This window comes from Blautia sp. NSJ-140 (genome assembly GCF_022868965.1).
Classification (GTDB): Bacteria; Bacillota; Clostridia; order Lachnospirales; family Lachnospiraceae; genus Blautia_A.
Genome location: NZ_JALIFS010000009.1, coordinates 68,954 through 88,788 on the forward strand (window position 1 = coordinate 68,954; position 19,835 = coordinate 88,788).

Genomic DNA, 19,835 nt, shown 5'->3' on the forward strand with positions numbered 1-19,835 from the left:
ACCATTACTCAAAATCCGATTCTAAAAGTTCACAAAATTCAATGCCTCGTCCATCTAATTTATATTTCAACAAATTGCTAATACGATTATCGCAGGTAGCAAAAAACAACTGTTCCATAGTCGCTTTCGATGACATTTGATATTTAAGCAAATCCATAAATGCTAACATATTTACATCGTCCATACATGCAGTTAAATCATCAATAAAATATATTTTCATCTTTTCGCGATCATTTCTTACATTGATACTAGCAAAAAAATGGGCCAACATGAATACACTAATTTGACCATTACTCAAAATATTAACGATATTTTTACCGTTATTATCAACTAACGAAATTCCTTCTTTTTCCGGAATAATATTAATTCCCTCATTAGAATTAAATCTCGCTAACTTATTATAAAATTTACCAAGAGCAGGTCCTACCCTTTTGTATTCATCTTGCGAAAGTTTCTCCACAGCATCTCGGATATCTTTCGCTCTTTGAGATGCAATATCTTTTAGTTCCTGAAGCTCTTCTATCTCTGTATCAAGAATCTTGTTTTTCTCTGTATTTTCTTCTATTTTCTTCCTCAGATCAGATAATGTTTTATTTGCAAGAATACTATCTATGGCATTAAGTTTTGACACAAATATATCGTAAGAAAAACTTGAAACTACATATGATTTTTTTATAATATTTTTCACCTTTTCATATGTCTGCTGCACCGTCTCATTTTCAAATTTATAACCTAGAACTGTTAAAATCTGTTGATATCCCTCTTTAATTTCCTGCTCTTTACATTCCCCTAAAAGTTGCTCTTCTACACCAGCCAATAATTCTTTCGCCATTTCAGCAGTCAAATTTTCTGCGTTGATCTCTTTTCGAGTTTTTTGCAATTCTTTGACTTCAGAAAAATATGGCTGAATTTCATCTTTCAGAATTTTCAGATTACTACTTTTAAGTTCTAATGTTTTCTCCTCATTCTCCACTACAAGTTTTGCCCGATTAATGACATTCTGATAAAGAATTTCAATTTCATTCTGTAACGTAATCTTATCTGCTTCTTTTATACTTACAGTTTTTCCATTTTCTTCAATATAAGTATCCGCTTCCTTAAGAATCATCTCCTCATCCATAGTCGCAAATAACTCAGAACCACAAATAGGACATCGAACAGAACCTTTTTCCTTAAAAATATTATTTCTATGCTCTATTACCACTTGTTTATTCGCTAAAAGAGAAGATAACAATTTTAACATCTTATTATTCTTAGAAAGTAAATCAATCTCATCAGAAAGAGCTTTCACTTTTTTCTGTTTTTCATTAATTTTCTGTTTATCCGCGTCAAAATCAACCTTCGTAAAACCAGCACTTTCTAATGCAAGTATATATTCTCCGTCCTGAAGAATCGAGTCTTTAGAAAGAGACAAAGTCTTCAATTTTTTAAGTTTTTCTTCTAAATTTGTAATCGTCTCTATACTCTTCCATAGCCCCGCTTTTACCGCACGTTGAATAGACACACTCTTCGTCTCCCAGTAAGAAACAATTTCTTTGATAACTCTTTGCTGATTCTTTAAAGCCTCATTTTTTATAAGTTTAAACAGTCTTTCTTCTACTATCAAATATCCACAATTTTCCACCTCTTTTTTTTGTTCCGTCAATTCAGCTTTATTCAATTCAACAATTTCTATTTTTTCATTCGGATAAAATATCGTCGCAGGATATGGAATCTTTTTTGCTTCTTCACAAGTTTTCGCGAACTCCTCTTCTTGATTCTTAATTAAGTCTTGTGACACTTTCTGTTTTGTTTTATCTTCAATATAACGTTCTACATCCTCAGCAAAAATATCCAAATTCTCTGCAATTTGTTTCTGTTCATCATAATTTGTAATAAATTCACCAAAAAAGTCTTTCAGTTCCTTTCTCTTTTTATTTTGTACATTGAATGACTTTTGGACATCACAAAAATGAAAATTATAAAAACTATTTCCCACATATTCACGTATAAATATTTTCGCCATTTCCTCATTTTCATCAAGCGTAACTTTAGAAAATTCTGAATTTAATTCATCCTTTTTCTGCCTTCTACAAAGAATTCTTTCTTTTTCTCCATCATATAACCAAAGAGATACTATAATATTTTCCTTTGATTTAGCATTTCTATTCTTCAAAATGCCATCTGTATTCATCCTACGATCAGCTTCATTAGTACTTCTGGTATCAAAAGTAGTTTTTAGTCTTCCAATGTTACCTGTCAAACACCATTCAATTGCATCAATAGTTGTTGTTTTTCCAATTCCATTTGCAGCTGAAAGAAGCACAACCGATTTATTCTCAAAATCAATTGTTTTATTTTGAAAACATCTAAAATTTATCATTTTAATCTTGTGTATTATCATTTTTCAGCCACTCCTTAATCAGCTCATAATCTTGTACTTCAAAAGACTTGTTCCATATTCCTTCTCTTTCTTTTTTTTGTACTTTTATATTCTTTCTTTTCATTAATGTCAAAAGTTTCTCATTCTCCGGAAGTAATTGTTCTAATCGCTCCATCTTTTTTTCATCCGGTGCAAATGAAGCTGACGAAATCATATGAAATGGTAATTCAATCACCTCATCATCACCAATTATAATTTGATTCCTATCTGTCATATCGCCTTTAATAATAATTTTTCTTGATATTGATAAATTTCCTTCTCTGTTTTTATCAGGTGTATCTCCAGAATAAACAATCAACTGTACAATATTATACCTCAGCTTCTGAATTACACTTGCTTTTTTATTAATAATTGCAAACACACGAATTCGATTATCCCAACCATCACATAATGAATTAATTTCCATCGAATCTCCATCCAGAAGAAAAAACAAATCATCTTTCTGTTCACTAATAAAAATACCTAATAACTCTTCCGGTTTCTCATCTAAATCAAAAATATCTTCCAGATTAATTCCATATTCAGAAGCTACATCTCCCTTAAGAATATCTGTATAGCCGTTTTTCCTAAACTCTTCCTGTAAAATCATAACTATCTTTCCTCTTTAATACAGTTTTCCAAAAAAATACATTTACCACACTCTTCCTTTTTACCCCATTCATCTTCATCAATCCCAATGCACTCCATACATTCAATATAAAAGCTATCTTCACCCAAATCAGCTATCGTAGGATTCTCACTTACGTCTGCTGTGCTATAGTCGTAATAATTTTTTCCCTGCATAATATTACTATTTTGAAAAAACCATTTTTCAGGCCTTGGTGATACATTTACCATACGATTTACAATATTTCGCTTTGTACTTTTAAATTCTCCTGCCGCTGGAGGAAGAATCACACACCGATCTACATATTTATCTTCAGGAAAATTCAGACAAATATAGTGTTTCACTGAAGAATCTATGTAACATAATGGGTCAAATAACTCCTTATAAGTAGAAATATCATTTTCGTTGTGTACTTTTTCCTGACAAATATTCAGCATAATCTTCCAGAAATAACTTAAAAATTTTAAAAACGTCAAATTACACTCTGCTATATTCCTTAATCTACTATTTATAGATTTTTTTCTATATCCTGAAATTTTACTTGCTTCACGCGTACTTAATGTATTTAGCAACTGATATTGTCCCTCTATAGTTTTGCCAATTTCACCTATCCATTGCAAGGTATTCTGATATATCAAATCCAACATACGCATCTGCAAAACTGACATTTCATTGTTATTTATGATTTCTCCATATTTTTCGCAAACAAGCCCCTGTAAATAATTTGCAATCGTTTGTTCTGTATTCAGAGTAGCCGACTCTTTCATATACTGATCAAATTCTTTTTTGTCCACTCGTAGCTGTTCAAAATTCGGATTTTCTAACACATAGCGTCGTTGTATGTACGAAATTGCAAGTCCAAGCAAAATTAATTGCCATTTTTCCTCGTCCTCATACTCATCTGGATTTTTATATTCTTCAGCTAATTTTTCCATCAATTTCTGCTTATAACAATTAATATCCTCTTGTTGAACAATATTAAACTTTGAGACAAAACCTTCCAGAGATTTTTCTGAAGCCATCTTTCCAAAAAGCTTTTCTTTTTGTTCAGACTTCTTATTTGTTGAATAAATATCTGTTCTTAACAATTTAACTGATTCTGCAACATTTAGGTAACTCGCTGATTTATGAAGATTATTTTCAAGTCCGATATAAGTTTTCATATCCGTAATCTCTAGTTTCTTAACTTTTGATTTTCCATGAATATAAAGTTTCGGACTTACCTTTAAAGTACTTTGAAGCATCTCAAGTCTAAGATATTGATAATAAAGATCCGTTAAAATTTCTTTCATATTTGGCCTTGTTTTGGGATAATACTTCACTTGAATAAATTCAAATGTATTGTCCTCGAAAAACACATCCACATCCTCAATGTATTCTGAACAAACATATTTTACATTTTTTTGAAGGAGACACATAATTGTAACAAAATCTTGAAATAAAAATCCTCTAATCTTGTCTGTAGCATCTCTAGCTTTATCCCCTTCATACATAATTGATAATTTCTGTTCATCTGTGTATATTTTCGTATCCACAAATCAGCCCCCTTTATATCATTCCTTTTGTTTCCCCTTCATTTTTTATATCTATCTAAAACAATTATTTCAATAAATTCATCACAAGTGTAACCATCACATCCTTCTCTTCAGGTCTTGATTCAGCAATCATTAAAGTAATTGCTACTAATGCACCATCGCTGATCTTCTTTTCTCCATTAACAAATAATACATTATTTCTATCAAGAAATTCCAAAAATAACGAAGCTGCTATTCGTTTACAACCATCTGCATATGGATGGTCTTTAATCATAAAGTACAACAGATATGCTGCTTTTTCTTCCAATGAAGGATATGCATCATATCCAAATGCGCTCTGGTATATAGCTGCAATTATCCCTTTAACCTTACCAGCTTCTTTTTCTACTCCAAAAACATCTGTATTAAACGAATCTCTCATATTATTAACCATCGTAACACACTCATCATATGTAATGCGATATGTTGGCATTTTTCCCGAAGGCTTCTTTAAAGTTTGATGATCATATTGATCTAAAAGAAGCAATGCATCCGTATATTCATTTACTGCTTTAAGTATATCGGACTCTTCTACATCCAATGCATTCGCCAACATTTTTGTCTGAATATCAACTGTTTTTTCAAGAGCTTGTAGGCGTTTTTTGTTTACTACATAACCTTTTAGTATATATTGTTTAAGGATTTCATTAGCCCACTGCCGGAATTCAACACCTCTTTTAGATTTTACCCTATATCCAACCGAAATTATCACATCCAAATTATAGAGCTTTGTTTTGTAATTTTTTCCATCTGCCGCAGTTGTCAAGGATTCCTTGACAACTGATTTTTTATCAAGTTCACCCTCTTTAAAACAATTATTAGCATGCAAACTAATATTCTGCTTTGTCGTTTTAAATAATTCTGCCATTTGATTCTGTGTAAGCCATACCGTATTTTCAAGAATCTCTACAGATAATGATATCTCTTTATCTATCGTCTCAAATATTACCAATTCTTTTTTCATGAGATTATCCTTTCAAAATATACCTATGTCTTTCAACTATTTCGTTTATAGCATTCTGTTTTCCCGATACGATTCAAATATATATGACGGATTTTCGTAATATACACTGCTGTTGTAGTCATCAATCTTTGCACTGATAAAAGAATTGTATACTTTTATTAAAGCTTCTATAATTCCAATACCCTCATCTGCAGCAACCATTTTTATCAGCCGCTTATATACCTTTCCAATATCCCAATGTGATGGAATGCTGTATTTACAATCACCCACATTGTCAAATTTTCCCTCTTGTATTCCTGCTTCTTCGATAAAATCATCACTGACTCTGTCAATGTTATCACAATGGTAGACATCTGCGAGGTCATAAATTTTATCAATCCTCTGCCTTCCAAGCTTATTTACAACATCTGCCCGTGTATTCTTTGTTTTCCGTGCAATGTAATCAATCAGGCTGCATGTGTAAAATAAATCATTATCTTTTTTGCTTTCACGTCCTTCTCCTGCCATTTATAGCACCTCACAATCTCTATACTTCAGGCATTTCAATGATTCTTTGGAACAAAATGCTATCTGATGAGTTGGATACTTGAACTTTGCCAGAACCCAGAACTGTTCTCTGGTAATCGTATCGTCCATGTAATCAGAAACAAAATTATAAATCTGATCGTCTGCCATTGCACCGATTACAATATCATATTCATGGTCTTTTCCACTCCGACATGCAATTATAAAATCCAACCATTCTTCTGTCATATCTTTGAATTCTTTTATTTTCAGATTCGATTTTAAACGCACATCATAGACAGATACAACCTTCGTATCATATCTCCTGGCCCATCTTTGAGCCTGTTCTTTTATAATCGTACAGTAAAAACCAGTTCCAAAATCTTTTGTATTACGACCTTTTCTGATTTCCGGTTTCTCTACAGCCTGATATCCACCATGGTACACCGTCATTATCGCCATTCAGCTTCTCCCCTTTCTAGCCAAAGTATTGTTGCATCAGACTATCGAATAACTTTTGTGTTTCATCCAGTGCTTTTTGCACTTTAACTTTTGATTTGTCGACTTGTTTGACAAAATCTGCAAATTGATTTTGAAGTTCAATTGGCGGAACAGGAATGACAAGCGTGCCCAGTATCTGTTGATTCAAATTCTGAATATTTGCTCCTCTACCAGTCACTTTCATCCTCATTGAATCTACCTTTAGTGCCCTTAACAAATACGGAACAATAATCTCATTGTCATATTTTCTATATCTAATACAGAATCCACTAAAAGTTGTTGGAACATTTCCCGGATACACCGCTATACTACGTCCAACCAGGGCTTTGTTACCATTAGAACGAACAAAAACTATATCATCATCTTTTAACAGATATTCTTCTGAAGGCATTTCTTTTAATGAAACTGTCGGAAGTTCATCTGTATTGTCAATTATAGAAAGCTCTTTAAAATCTCCCACACCTAAACAATTAATTTCAACGCCCTCATCGTCATAATGAAAATTCATTCCATTCTTACACCGCCCCATATCTAATAAAGATTTCGTTATCCACCCTTTTTCATTCATAACCGGATCACCAAACAACTCGACAAATCGGGCTTTAATAAGTTTATTGAATAAGGTTAATTCATACTGTTGTTGCTCCTTTATCTTAAGAATGTGATTCAACTCAGCAACAATATGTAACTGCTCATTTATACTTCTCATCGGAATTTTCATTTTTCTCATAGCTGCTTGAGTAAGTTTCTTTCTTGTTGCACCATTAACCATCCCGTCAATCTTATAGAACATAAGCGAATAACACAAGTAATCTACATCTAATCCTTTTTTGGGCTTTAAAACATGGGCATGATTATTTACCCAACATTTCCCAGAAACTCTATAAGCAATAGGCCTTTCCCTTGAACCAAAATTTCCTCCATCCTCAGCCAGCAACACTAAATCATCATCAAAAATATAATTTGCAACATGGTCTTGAATGCCATTTGCGCCATAATAAGGATATTCCCCCTCTTCTCTATCAGATGCTGTAATTGGCACTCTCATTGAATCAAGTATTTCACAGCAATCTTCTATATATATCATATCCATATGCACATCCCTACAAACCCGAATTTTCGAATCTGCCATCCTTTCTTCTATAATCCCAACAACCGCTCCAACTCATCCATTTCTTTTCCGATCTCCAGCTCCAGCTCCCGAATATTGGCCATGATTTCTGATGTTGGCGGATATTCCACCGGAGTGTATTCAATTTCTTTGTATTTATTGATACTGAGATCATAATCATTTTCCACAATATCTTTTTTCGGTACCATAAATGACTGGTCTGTTCGTTTCCGTTCTGCTTCTTTATCAAGGTTTTTGAAACGTTCTATAATATCCGGAATATCATTTTCTGTAACAGGAGTACGTTTATCGTCCAGACTGAATCCGTCTGCTTTCATATCGTAGAACCATACCTGATCAGTTCCGCCGTGTTCTGTTTTTGTGAAAATGAGGATTGCTGTGGATACTCCTGCATAGGGTTTAAATACACCGGAAGGCATGGATATTACAGCTTCCAGTCTTTGATTCTCAACGATTTCTTTTCGAATGGATTTATGTGCCCGTGATGATCCGAAAAGTACACCATCTGGTACAATACAAGCGCATCTTCCTCCAATTTTCATAATCCTCAGGAACAAAGCAAGAAATAAAAGTTCTGTTTTCTTTGTCTTGCAAACTTTAAGAAGATCTCCGGAAACAGATTCTGCATCCAGGCTTCCTTTAAAAGGAGGATTTGCCAGCACAAGGGAATACTGATCTTTATCTGCATTCTGATCAGATAAGCTGTCCCGATACTCAATATAAGGATTTTCTATTCCGTGAGTCATCATATTCATGGCTCCAATACGAAGCATGGTACGGTCCATATCGTACCCATGGAACATATGATTCATGTAATGATCTTTTTTCTGCTTATCATAAAAAATTTCTTCTTTTCTTTTTTCTTTCAGATATTCTCCTGCTGCAACCAGAAAACCCGAGGTTCCACATGCCGGATCACAGATAATCTCATCACTGGACGGCTCCATCATCTCAACCATCATCCGGATAATATGTCTTGGTGTACGGAACTGTCCATTCCGTCCGGACTGAGCTATTTTTGAAAGAAGATATTCATATACATCTCCTCTGACATCTGCTGTCTGGATTTCATTCATAAGTTTGTAAATTTCATCCAGAGAATCCACCACTTTGGATAAAAGGAGTGGTGTCGGAAGCTTAAATATCGCATCGTCCATATACTTGGAATATGCACTGTTTTTATCATTATGAAGATTTTTTATAAACGGAAATACCCATTCCTGCATGATCATATACATTCTGTCTGCCGGAAAATCATGGAATACGGACCATTTCAGCTGACTTCCGTCAATTGTTCTCTCACCTATTTTTACTTCTCCGACAAAAATACTCTGAAATGGCAAGCCAAGCATTGCACTTTCTCTTGCACGCATATTATCGGAATCATCCAGATCATGAATAAACATCAGGTATGTAATCTGCTCGATTACTTCCAGTGGATTGACAAGTCCTCCTGCCGCAAATATATCCCATAAACCATCTATTTTATTTTTTAATTCACCAGTGATCATTTTTTATCTCCCATCTATCGTTCATTATTCCAGGTATATTTCGTATACCTGCCGCCGCCGATTTTTAAAATTTTTTCTGCTGTCAGTAATTCTGCCAGTGTTCTCTGTATCGTTACCACACTGATATCCGGACATTTTTCTGCGATTTCCTTTTTTGTAATTGTTCCCAGAGTATTTTTTATAATCTCTTCTATTCGTTCCGGTTTTGATATATTCTGTGTCATCAGCAATTTTATTCTTGAAGAAAACTCTCTGTATGCTCCTACGATAACGCCAAGCATATATTTTACAAATGGTATATAATCATTCTTATTCTCATACCAGTTTTCAGAACTTTCCCTTAAACATTCATAGTATAATTCCTTTGAATTTTCTATCATTCTCTCGATACTGATATATTTTCCCACAATATAGCCGGATCTGTACAAAAGTAACAGTGTAAGTAAACGGCTCATTCTTCCATTGCCGTCATTAAACGGATGTATGCATAGGAAATCCAGAATAAACATTGGAATCAAAAGAAGTGGATCTATTTTTCCTGTTGCCATTGCCTCTTCAAATGCTCTGCACAGTTCTTCTATTGCTTCCGGTGTTTCCCATGCCGGTACTGGTTTAAACCGTATTTTTTTTATTCCCTGAGAATCTTCTTCCTCAATGACATTATCTGCAGTTTTATATTTCCCTCCAATATTGTAGCTTTCAAATTTATACAAATCTCTGTGAAGCTGTAAAATAATCGCAGACTTTGGCGGGATATGGTCATGGCTTTCATGAATTGTATTCAATACATCTCTGTATCCGGCAATTTCCTGTTCATTTCTTGTCCTTGGCCTTGTTTTGTCTTTTACCAATTCCCTCAATCTGATGTCTGATGTATAAATACCTTCTATTTTGTTGGAACTTTCCGTACTTTGAATTTTAGCGATTTCAACTAATTGTGTAAGAGTATCTGCTTTGGCCTCAATAAAAAGAGTTTGTTCTCCTTTAAATTCATGTATCTGTGTCAGATAAGATACAATTTCAGGAGTCAACAAATTTTTCCACTTTTCCTGATAATCAAACCGTCTCATATATTTTCCATCACCTTCTTTGTCACTCTTTTTTCGATTTTATTTACTTCAAGTATATAAATCAATTTTATCATTGTCAACTTCAATTTAATCATTTTATCAAGATTGATCAAATTAAAATCAAAATGTTAAAATTAAAAAAGCCCAACAATAAATGCTTCTGCACGGATCTTCAGCATTTACTGTCGGACTTTTATCCTTTTTATTCCTTTTTGAAATATATCACAATATCATATTGCAGAGCAAAAGATTATTCTGCGTGATCTTTCAGGTACTCTGCGCGTCCTTCTTCGTAGAGGTTATTTCCCTCACTGTCAATGATGACTACAAGCGGCATGTCTTCCACATAAAGCTTGCGGAGTGCTTCTGCTCCGAGGTCTTCATAAGCAATAAGCTCTGCTTTTTTGATGCATTTTGCAAGAAGTGCTCCTGCACCGCCGATGGCTCCGAAATATACGCCGTCATATTTTTTCATTGCATCCACGACTTCCGGAAGGCGGGCACCTTTTCCGATCATTCCTCTGGCGCCTACGGACATCATGGTCGGTGCATAGGCATCCATGCGGCCGCTGGTCGTAGGGCCTGCGGAACCGATGACTTCGCCTGGTTTTGCAGGAGTCGGACCTACATAGTAAATGGTAGCGTCTGTAGGGTCAAAAGGAATCTTTTCTCCTTTTGCAAGGGCCTCGCACATTCTCTTATGACCTGCGTCACGGGATGTATAAATGGTTCCTGTCAGTAAAACCTGGTCGCCTGCATGGAGAGTTCTTGCCAGCTCTCTTGTCAGAGGCAGTGTGATCTTTCTTCTTTCCATATTAAAGCACCTCCGTTTTATGACGTGTCACATGGCAGTTGATGTTAACTGCACATGGCATACCTGCGATATGAGTAGGCATAGTCTCAATGTTCAGACCGATGGCTGTTGTCTTTCCGCCAAAGCCCTGGGGACCGATGCCAAGCTTGTTGATCTTCTCCAACATTTCTTTCTCAAGATCTGCATAGTAAGGATCCGGGTTCTCTGTATTCAGAGGACGCATCAGCGCTTTCTTTGCAAGAAGTGCACATTTGTCAAAAGTTCCTCCGATACCAACACCAACTACCATAGGCGGACATGGGTTCGGCCCTGCCGTTTCTACAACTTCAAGAATGAAATCCTTGATTCCCTGAAGGCCTGCAGATGGTTTGAACATACGGATCTGGCTCATGTTCTCGCTTCCGAAGCCTTTTGGTCCTACTGTTACTTTCACCTGATCTCCGGGAACGATCTCTGTATAGATCATAGCCGGTGTATTGTCACCTGTGTTTCCACGGCGTACCGGATCCTTGACAACAGATTTTCTCAGGTAACCTTTGTCGTATCCGCGGCGTACACCTTCATTGACGGCATCATTTAAATCTCCGCCTGTAAAGTGGACATCCTGGCCAATTTCAAGGAATACGCATGCCATTCCGGTATCCTGACAGATCGGAACATTCTCACTGTCCGCAATATCAAAATTCTCGATAATGTTATCAAGGACACCTTTTGCGATCTCGCCGTCCTCGCAGGCGCGGCAGGTTTTGATAGCATCCTTCACATCTTCCGGGAGATGTTCATTGGCTTCGATACAGAGTTTTTCGATGACATCTGTAAGTCTGCTTACTTCGATTTCTCTCATAATAGACCCCTTTCGCTTATCTCATATGTTTTCTACTATAATAGCACATTTTCAGCGTTCGTGACGAGCATATTCAGGCAAAAGCATAGGAGATACTTCTCCTGTGTCGATTCCTGCGTTTTTCAATTCCTCTTCATATTTTTTGATATGATCCAGGTTCATGGTGCCAAGCTCTACCTCTTTGCATTTGGCAGCTGCTTTTTTACCTGCATTTCGTCCGAATACAATTACATCAAGAAGAGAGTTGCCCATCAGTCTGTTTCTTCCGTGGATTCCTCCTGCTGCCTCTCCTGCAACCAGAAGGTTCGGGATTTCTTTTGTAAATCCGTCTCCGTTGATCTCAAGACCACCGTTCTGATAATGAAGGGTCGGATAGATCACGATCGGGACTTTTCTCATATCAATGCCGTAGTTCATATACATACGGAACATGGCAGGGATCCTCTTTTCGATAGTTCCCTCACCTCCCAGGATCTCGATCATCGGAGTATCCAGCCATACACCCTTTCGTCCGCCTGGAACTTCAACGCCACGGCCTTCCTCACACTCTCGGATAACACCGGAAGCATTTACGTCACGGGTTTCCAGCGGATGAATATAAGCTTCTCCGTTTGCGTTTACAAGCTGTGCACCAACGGAACGAACCTTCTCTGTTACCAGGGCACCAAGGATCTGTGACGGATAGATCGCACCTGTTGGATGATACTGGATAGAATCCTGATAAAGAAGAGAAGCGCCTGCTCTGTATCCAAGTACAAGTCCGTCAGCAGTTGCTCCGTAGTGGTTGGATGTCGGGAATCCCTGGTAATGCATTCTTCCTGCACCACCGGTTGCAATTACAACTGTTTTTGCTCTTGCAACGGAATAGTCTCCGGTTTCCATGTTAAGAAGGACTGCACCGGAAACCTGTCCTTTTTCATCCTTCAGAAGCTCTACGGCGGAGGTAAATTCCACTACCGGGATCTTAAGGTTTAAGACCTCATCACGGATAGTACGCATGATCTCTGATCCGGAATAATCCTTTGCAGCATGCATTCTCTTTCTGGAGGTACCGCCGCCATGTGTAGTGACCATGGTTCCGTCTTCTGCTTTATCAAACTCAACACCAAGGTCGTTGAGCCATTTGATCGCATCCGGGGCTTCCATTACCAGTCTTTTTACAAGCTCCGGTTTTGCGGCAAAATGTCCGCCTCCAAAGCAGTCCAGATAATGCTGTACCGGGGAATCATTTTCTTTATCTGCTGCCTGGATCCCACCTTCTGCCATCATGGTGTTGGCATCACCGATACGGAGCTTTGTGACGATCATAACGTTGGCACCTGCGTTATGAGCCTCGATGGCACAGGAAGATCCTGCTCCGCCACCACCGATGATGAGTACATCTACATCATAATCGATTTTTGTAAGATCGATTTTTTCGTTGAGCAGACGGCTTTCTGAATGGAGCATTTTTGTCAGTTCCAGTGGTGCTTTCTGTCCCTTGTTCGGTCCTACCTTGATCTCTGCAAATGCATCCGGGTTATAATCCGGATGGAATTTTTTGAGAAGAGCATCTTTCTCATCTGCACTCAGACGTCTTGGCTCTGTTGCCATACGCTCCGCTCTTGTAGCCTCTACCTTTTTGATGGATTCCATCATATTTTCTGGATATGGTGCATACATGTTTTACGCCCTCCTACTTCTCAATTTCTCTGCTGTTGTAAAGTTCCTGCATCTCTGTGATCGGCTTCTGCATGATCTTCTCGATCATATCATCAAATTTGCCCTCGTGGATCTCTTCCACACGTTTCTCCAGATGTTCACTTTTCGGTGCGATATATTTACCGGTGAGACGTCTTGCCAGAAGGCCTACCATCGGATGGGAAATTCCTGCCGGACATCTTACGGAACAGCAGCCGCAGCTTACACAGTCAAAGGATTCTTCTGCACATTTCTCAAGCTCGCCTCTCTGTGCATATGCAATATACTGCATGACATTTAAGTCCTGTGTGCAGGCCTTTGTGCAGGCGTTGCATCCGATGCAGCTGTAGATCTCCGGATAGAGTTCCATCATTACCTGCTGGTTCGGCTTAAGGTCTTCTATATTATAAAGTCTCTTGTCTGTAGGGAAGAACGGGATGCTTGCCACATACATTCCCTCCTGCACCTGTGTCTGACAGGCGAGACAGGTTTTCAGTTCATTCTGTCCCTTGATCCTGTAGATGGTCGCGCAGGCGCCGCAGAACCCGTGTCTGCAGCCGCATCCTCTTTTTAATGTATAACCGGCATATTCCATAGCTGTCATAATGGTCAGATCACCGGGAACGCTGTATTTTTTACCGAAAAAATATACGTTTACCATATTATTTTCCATGTTGGTGTCCTTTCTTTTATCCAAATCGTACGCCATGTGGAACAGCCATCTCACACGTGCCCGTCGCAACGCTCCTAAAATTGGCAGCTTAGCGAGATGGTTCCCATGGCTGTGTACTGTACCCCGCAGTGCCAGGCTCGATTCTGCTTCGCTTCATCTCGCTCGAGGGCATTCGCCCTATACAGCCGCCGATAAAAACAGCTGCTTACATGCAAGCATGACGCATCTGTTTTTATCAACGTCTGTGCACTGCTCATTGCTTATCAATACTCATTAGGTAATTCATCAACCTCATCACATCTAAATACCGGGCCGTCTTTGCAGACGTATTTGTCTCCGATGTTGCAGCGGCCGCATTTTCCGACACCGCATTTCATACGAAGTTCCAGTGTGGTATATACCTGATCTCTGGAGAAGCCCAGCTCTTCCAGTCCTGCCAGAACGAATTTGATCATGATCGGCGGGCCGCAGACCAGAGCGGTCTTATTGGTATCAAAGCCAATCTCCTTCAGATAATTCGGAACAAATCCCACATGACCGTCCCAGCCTTCCTGCTCGCGGTCAATGGTAAGATATACATTTACACCTTCTGTTTTCATCCATACTTCCTGGATTTCCTTAAGCTGCACCAGATCATCTGCAGAACGGGAACCATAGAGAATATCTACTGTTCCGTAATCCTCACGGTTATCCAGCACATAATTGATCACGGAACGAAGAGGTGCCAGACCGATTCCACCTGCGATAAACAGGAGATTTTTTCCCTTTAATTTATCTTCCACCGGAAAATGATTTCCGTATGGTCCGCGGACTGCGATCTCATCTCCAACCTGAAGGCTATGAAGATAATCGGTAAGGGATCCGCATTTTTTGATACTGAATTCCTGATAATCTTTTACAGTCGGAGAAGAAGTAATGGAAAACATACCTTCACTGACGCCTGGTGCACAGACCATGGCACACTGTCCTGGCATATGCTCGAAAAGCTTTCCACCCTCCGGAGCTTCCACACGGAAAGTTTTTACATCCGGTGTCTCCTGACGGATATCTGTGATCACGCCAACCTTGGGGATCAACGTATCCAGTGTATAATTTTTATGACAGGTACATTCACTCATTCTTTTCACCTCCCTGTTTTTCAAAGGCCTTGATGACTTTTACGATATTTAAAGATTCCGGACATTTCTCCACGCAGCGGCCGCAGCCAACACAGGAGAACATGCCGTCATTATTTAACGGATAATAAACAAGCTTATGCATAAATCTCTGACGGAATCTCTGCATCTGGCTGGTACGGTTGTTTCCGTGAGCCATCATGGTAAAATCAGAATACATGCAGGAATCCCAGCAGCGGTAACGGTGAACACCGTGTCCTGTGTCGTAATCCTTGATATCATAGCACTGACAGGTCGGACATACGAAGGTACAGGTTCCGCAGGCAAGACAAGGCTTGTACAGCTTCTCCCATACAGGAGAATTGAAACGATCCATGTATTCCTCCTGTGCCCATCCTTCCAGTGAAAGATGTGTATATGGAAGAAGCTCGATAATATCACTGATCGCCTTCTTTTCCTCTTCTACCCTTGTCTCATCAGAATCTGTCAAAAGCTCTTTCACAGTTTCTGTCAGAGCATTTCCCTTTTCTGTGAGAGGCTTCCAGAAAAGCTCTCCCTCGATGATCCAGGCTGCAACATCTGCTTCCGGATCTGCGGCATCAATGCCAAATACTTTACAGAAGCAGCTTTCCTCCGGTTCATGACAGGCAAGAGCTACGATAGTTCCATGTTCTCTTCTTGCCTGGTAAAAAGTATCCACCGGATCCCCAAGGAATACCTTGTCGAGAACCTTCACACCCTGTACATCACAGGCTCTCATTCCGAATACAACAAAATTCTGGTCTTTCAGTGCCTGAGGCTCAATGCTGATATTTTTTCCGTCTTTTTTACAGGTATAGAGATTTTCACTCTGCGGAAAGAAAGCATCCTTCGGTGATTTCACGGTTTTCAGTGTTTCAAGGGAAACTTCTGCATCCTCACTCCATGCCTTGAAGTTCACCTGTTCACTTACCTTTACCGGTAAATATAATTCCTGGTCTGCGGCAATTTTCCGGAATAATGCCGGCAGATTTTCTGCTGCGATCTTATACATACATTATCCCCTTTCTGCCACGATCCCTGGCTCTACATCCTCAAAGGTAAAGCTGGTAAGCGGACCCTTTGACTCCGCATCCTCGCCTGCCTGATACTCACCGTAAAACGCATCAATATCCTTGATAAACTTACGGTTAAACAGATGAAGGGGAATTCCCTGCGGGCAGACTCTGCTGCACTCGCCACAGTCCGTACATCTTCCGGCTACATGGAAGGCACGAATCACATGGAACATCTTTTCCTCAAAGGAATCCACATTTGCCTTCTGGGCGCTGTCGAATTTGTTGCTGTCAAAAACGCATTTGCGGCAGCTGCAGGCCGGACATACATTACGGCAGGCATTACAGCGGATACATTTACTCAGCTCGCTCTGCCAAAATGCAAATTTTTCTTCCGGACTCATTGCCTCGATCCGCTCAACTTCTGCGAAACGGTCAGCGTCCTTTGTCTCCTTTGACTCACCGATCAGTTCATCGTAAATTTTATGCTCTTTTCCTTTACATACATGGCAGCGTTCCAGCATGGCATCTTTGTATGCACAGGTTTTTTCTCCGTAAACAGTATCCACAGTCAATGTCTCTGCATCTCCGGTAATCTCTGCTCCGGAAATTCCCCGGATACCCTTGATCCCCATTTTGCGGATCTTTTCAATATCCAACTTTCCTTTACAGCCAACGCCTACGATATAGGCTTTTTCTCTATCTACACGATGCTCTTTCAAAAGCTGATTAAAGCTATATGTATCGCAGGGCTTCAGACAGACCATGGTTTTTCCTTCCAGCTTGGAAGCTTCGATCATATATTTGCTTAAATTGGCACCGCAGAATCCATCATAGACAAAATCCTCCAGAGATTCCGGTGTTTCAAAATAGGCTGGTTCCGGATTAAAGGCAAGATCTCCGGCTTTCCACCCAAGAACCCGGACTACCGTGCCATCTGCAAGCAGTTCTTTTGCACGTTTTATCAGCTCCTGCATCTTATATCCTCCAATCTAACGTTTTTACCAAGTGAATGGATCTTCTCAACAAACTCACTCATAGTCTGTGAAAATTTCACGCCTTCTGCGGCAGATACCCATTCCACACGTGTTCTTCCGTTTTCCACCCCAATATAATCCAGCATTGAAAACAGAAGTGTCATACGTCTTCTTGCATAATAGTTTCCGGTACTGTAATGGCAGTCTCCCGGATGGCATCCGCACATGATCACACCATCAGCTCCTTTTTCAAAGGCACGGAGGATGAACATGGGATTGACACGGCAGGAACATGGAACACGGATGATCTTTACATCCGCCGGATAGCTCAAACGGCTGCTTCCTGCAAGGTCTGCTCCGGCGTAACTGCACCAGTTACAGCAGAATGCCACGATCTTTGGTCTGAATTCTTCCTTTGTTTCTATCGACATATTGCATCCACCTCCGCGATAATCTGTCTGTTGGAGAAGCCCTGAAGGTCCATGGCTCCTGACGGGCAGGCTACTGTGCAGGCACCGCAGCCCTGGCAAAGTGCTGTATTGACAACCGCAACTCTTCTTGTCTCACGGATACCGTGATCGTTGACCTGTTTCTCCTCATAGGAAATCGCTCCGTAAGGACATACATTAGCACAGGTAGAGCATCCGTTACAGAGAAGCTCGTCGGATTTTGCCGTACATGGATTGGTGGTCAGCTTGTCCTTTGCAAGAAGTCCTATAGCCTTTACAGCCGCAGCTCCTGCCTGGGCAACTGTCTCCGGGATATCCTTTGGTCCCTGGCATACACCGGAAAGGAAAATTCCTGCTGTCGGTGATTCTACAGGACGAAGCTTTGCATGGGCTTCTGTAAGGAAATTGTTGGTGTCAATACTTGCAGTAAGCATGGTAGCGATCTTACGTACATCCGGATTCGGCTCAATGGCTGTTGCAAGAACTACCATATCTGCTTTCTTGAAGATCTGCTTATTGTCAAGAAGATCCGAGCCCTGAACAAGAAGTGTTCCATCCGGCTGCGGGATCACTTTTCCTACCTGACCTTTGATGTAGTTTACGTTATACTGCTCAACTGCTCTTCTGTAAAACTCATCGAAGTTTTTACCAGGTGTACGGACATCAATATAAAATACCGTCACATTGGTATCCGGATATTTATCACGGATCAGCATGGCATGCTTAGCTGTGTACATACAGCAGATCTTGGAACAGTATGGCTTTCCACGGTCATCGGAGCAACGGCTTCCAACACACTGGATAAATACGATCTCCTTCGGTGCTTTTCCATCGGAAAGGCGTTCAAGATGTCCTTTTGTAGGTCCTGCAGCATTCATGATACGCTCCAGCTCCAGAGATGTGATCACATCCTTGCTCTGGCTGTATGCGTATTCATCATATTTGTCAAGCTTGATGGTATCAAATCCGGTTGCAACCACGATAGCTCCGTATTTCTGTGTTACGATCTCATCCTGCTGATCGTAATCAATGGCTCCCGCCTGACATACTTTGGAGCAGACACCACATTTGCCTGTCTTAAATTTCAGGCAATGCTCTCTGTCGATCACAGGAACATTTGGAATCGCCTGTGCAAACGGAGTATAAATAGCTGACCGGTTGTTCAGCCCTCTGTTGAACTCATTGGGAATCTTTTTGGAAGGACATTTTTCCTGGCAGACTCCACAGCCTGTACATTTGTCCATGTTGACACTTCGCGCTTTTTTGCGGATATCAACAGTAAAATCTCCTACAAAACCTGCAACTTTTTCTACTTCACTGTATGTATAGATATTGATCTTTTCGTGAGCTGCAGCCTCCACCATTTTTGGAGTAAGGATACATGCGGAACAATCCAGAGTAGGGAAGGTTTTGTCAAGCTGTGACATTCTTCCGCCGATACTTGGTGTTTTTTCCACAATATCAACTTCATAGCCTGCATCGGCAATATCAAGAGCCGTCTGGATTCCGGCGATACCGCCTCCGATGATCAGGGCTCTCTTTGTAACCCGACTTTCCCCCGGCTGAAGAGGAGCATTTAAATTGACTTTTGCTACTGCTGCTCTTGCAAGGATCACGGCCTTTTCCGTAGCCTCCTGCATATCCTTGTGGATCCAGGAACAATGCTCACGGATATTTGCGATCTCCACCATATATGGATTCAGGCCGGCCTTTTCCGCTGCTTTACGGAAAGTTGCCTCATGCATACGCGGAGAACAGGAACAGACAACCACTCCTGTGAGATTTTTTTCACGGATGGCTTCCTGGATCCTGGACTGTCCTGCTTCGGAACACATATACTGATAATCTTCTGCGTGGACAACTCCAGGCTCTTTTGCAATGATCTCCACAACTTTTTTCACGTCTACCGTAGCGGCAATATTACTTCCGCAATGACAGACAAATACACCGATTCTCTGCACTTT

Annotated in this window: 18 protein-coding genes; all 18 read right to left on the reverse strand. The window is 39.8% G+C overall.

Going from position 1 to position 19,835, the window contains the following annotated elements:
* Window positions 1-4 precede the first annotated feature (4 nt).
* The 18 genes from MUB50_RS11405 to MUB50_RS11490 all read right to left on the reverse strand — a co-directional run bounded on the left by MUB50_RS11405 (window position 5) and on the right by MUB50_RS11490 (window position 19,832).
* Window positions 5-2,383: an AAA family ATPase gene (locus MUB50_RS11405; RefSeq protein WP_118368377.1), complete on the reverse strand. Its 2,379-nt coding sequence runs from the start codon at window positions 2,381-2,383 to the stop codon at window positions 5-7.
* Entirely contained in the window at window positions 2,364-3,011 is a 648-nt protein-coding gene (locus MUB50_RS11410) for a hypothetical protein (RefSeq protein ID WP_114002630.1), read from the reverse strand. Before MUB50_RS11410 ends, MUB50_RS11405 begins: the two co-directional genes overlap by 20 nt.
* A 2-nt stretch (window positions 3,012-3,013) precedes the next feature.
* On the reverse strand, window positions 3,014-4,564 hold the full coding sequence (locus MUB50_RS11415; RefSeq protein ID WP_244791140.1) for a hypothetical protein: 1,551 nt from the start codon (window positions 4,562-4,564) through the stop codon (window positions 3,014-3,016).
* Window positions 4,565-4,628: 64 nt separating this feature from the next.
* Window positions 4,629-5,567 (reverse strand): RhuM family protein, encoded by a 939-nt coding sequence (rhuM, locus tag MUB50_RS11420; protein WP_244791142.1) that lies wholly within the window; start codon window positions 5,565-5,567, stop codon window positions 4,629-4,631.
* Window positions 5,568-5,612: 45 nt separating this feature from the next.
* Window positions 5,613-6,074: a hypothetical protein gene (locus tag MUB50_RS11425; RefSeq protein ID WP_244791144.1), complete on the reverse strand. Its 462-nt coding sequence runs from the start codon at window positions 6,072-6,074 to the stop codon at window positions 5,613-5,615.
* Window positions 6,075-6,533, reverse strand: coding sequence for a DUF3990 domain-containing protein (locus MUB50_RS11430; RefSeq protein WP_244791146.1), 459 nt, complete (start codon window positions 6,531-6,533; stop codon window positions 6,075-6,077).
* 16 nt (window positions 6,534-6,549) lie between these two features.
* Window positions 6,550-7,704 carry a restriction endonuclease subunit S gene (locus MUB50_RS11435; RefSeq protein ID WP_244791148.1) on the reverse strand — a complete coding sequence of 385 codons (1,155 nt, stop codon included), beginning with the start codon at window positions 7,702-7,704 and terminating at the stop codon, window positions 6,550-6,552.
* Between the two features lie 8 nt (window positions 7,705-7,712).
* The gene (locus MUB50_RS11440) at window positions 7,713-9,215 is read right to left on the reverse strand and encodes a class I SAM-dependent DNA methyltransferase (RefSeq protein ID WP_244791150.1); all 1,503 of its coding nucleotides are present in this window, start codon (window positions 9,213-9,215) and stop codon (window positions 7,713-7,715) included.
* 14 nt (window positions 9,216-9,229) lie between these two features.
* Complete coding sequence (locus MUB50_RS11445) at window positions 9,230-10,285, reverse strand: Fic family protein (protein WP_244791152.1); 1,056 nt, start codon at window positions 10,283-10,285, stop codon at window positions 9,230-9,232.
* A gap of 250 nt (window positions 10,286-10,535) precedes the next feature.
* A complete protein-coding gene (locus MUB50_RS11450) occupies window positions 10,536-11,099 on the reverse strand; it encodes a Fe-S-containing hydro-lyase (protein ID WP_022426051.1) in 564 nt (187 codons plus the stop codon).
* Between the two features lies 1 nt (window position 11,100).
* Window positions 11,101-11,943, reverse strand: a complete 843-nt coding sequence (locus MUB50_RS11455) for a fumarate hydratase (protein WP_173775343.1) — start codon at window positions 11,941-11,943, stop codon at window positions 11,101-11,103.
* A gap of 51 nt (window positions 11,944-11,994) precedes the next feature.
* Window positions 11,995-13,605, reverse strand: coding sequence for an FAD-dependent oxidoreductase (locus tag MUB50_RS11460; protein ID WP_118515692.1), 1,611 nt, complete (start codon window positions 13,603-13,605; stop codon window positions 11,995-11,997).
* 13 nt (window positions 13,606-13,618) lie between these two features.
* The gene (locus MUB50_RS11465; RefSeq protein WP_330383239.1) at window positions 13,619-14,332 is read right to left on the reverse strand and encodes a 2Fe-2S iron-sulfur cluster-binding protein; all 714 of its coding nucleotides are present in this window, start codon (window positions 14,330-14,332) and stop codon (window positions 13,619-13,621) included.
* Between the two features lie 227 nt (window positions 14,333-14,559).
* On the reverse strand, window positions 14,560-15,414 hold the full coding sequence (locus MUB50_RS11470; RefSeq protein ID WP_015524689.1) for an FAD/NAD(P)-binding protein: 855 nt from the start codon (window positions 15,412-15,414) through the stop codon (window positions 14,560-14,562).
* Window positions 15,407-16,444 carry a 4Fe-4S dicluster domain-containing protein gene (locus tag MUB50_RS11475; RefSeq protein ID WP_118623741.1) on the reverse strand — a complete coding sequence of 346 codons (1,038 nt, stop codon included), beginning with the start codon at window positions 16,442-16,444 and terminating at the stop codon, window positions 15,407-15,409. The genes MUB50_RS11470 and MUB50_RS11475 overlap by 8 nt, the downstream gene beginning before the upstream one ends.
* Window positions 16,445-16,447: 3 nt before the next feature.
* Entirely contained in the window at window positions 16,448-17,422 is a 975-nt protein-coding gene (locus tag MUB50_RS11480; protein ID WP_015524687.1) for a 4Fe-4S dicluster domain-containing protein, read from the reverse strand.
* Window positions 17,410-17,853, reverse strand: coding sequence for a hydrogenase iron-sulfur subunit (locus MUB50_RS11485; protein ID WP_118623739.1), 444 nt, complete (start codon window positions 17,851-17,853; stop codon window positions 17,410-17,412). The genes MUB50_RS11480 and MUB50_RS11485 overlap by 13 nt, the downstream gene beginning before the upstream one ends.
* A complete protein-coding gene (locus MUB50_RS11490; RefSeq protein ID WP_118623737.1) occupies window positions 17,844-19,832 on the reverse strand; it encodes a CoB--CoM heterodisulfide reductase iron-sulfur subunit A family protein in 1,989 nt (662 codons plus the stop codon). Before MUB50_RS11490 ends, MUB50_RS11485 begins: the two co-directional genes overlap by 10 nt.
* Window positions 19,833-19,835 lie beyond the last annotated feature (3 nt).